Below are 603 nucleotides of genomic sequence, written 5' to 3' on the forward strand. Positions count from 1 at the left end.
CGGCGAGAGCCGAGGTGCCGGTGGCCGTGGCATTGGCGCCGGTGGCGTTGGCGTTGGAGCCGGTCGCGGTGGCGTCGGCGCCCGAAGCCAGGGCCGAGGAGCCCGCGGCCGTGGCGTTGGTGCCGGTGGCGTTGGCGAGGGTGCCGGTAGCGGTGGCGTTGATGCCATCAGCCAGGGCCGAGGTGCCCGAGGCCGTGGCGTTGGCGCCGTTGGCATTCGCCAGGTAGCCCGAAGCGGTGGCGTTGGTGCCGAGGGCATTGGCCTGCTGGCCGAGCGCCGTGGCGTTGGTGCCGATGGCCTGGGCGCGGTCACCGAAGGCCGAGGCGGAATCGCCCTGGGCATTGGCGCTCGAACCGTAGGCCGTGGCGGCAAGGCCATTGGCCTGGGCCAGGACGCCGCCCGCGGTGGCATTGTCGCCGGTGGCATTGGCGAGGGTGCCGGTGGCCGTGGCGTTGGCGCCGGCGGCGAGGGCCGAGGTGCCGGTGGCGGTGGCGTTGGCGCCGGTGGCATTGGCGTTGGAGCCGGTGGCCGTGGCGTCGGCGCCCGAAGCCAGGGCCGAGGAGCCCGCGGCGGTGGCGTTGGCGCCCGTGGCGTTGGCGAGGG

1 pseudogene is annotated in these 603 nt (G+C 75.6%); it reads right to left on the bottom strand.

From position 1 onward, the window contains the following. Positions 1 to 603, bottom strand: a pseudogene (locus ACFOD9_RS13620) (hypothetical protein); the annotation flags it as partial.

The organism is Novosphingobium bradum, assembly GCF_042646485.1.
In the GTDB taxonomy this organism is placed as follows: domain Bacteria; phylum Pseudomonadota; class Alphaproteobacteria; order Sphingomonadales; family Sphingomonadaceae; genus Novosphingobium; species Novosphingobium bradum.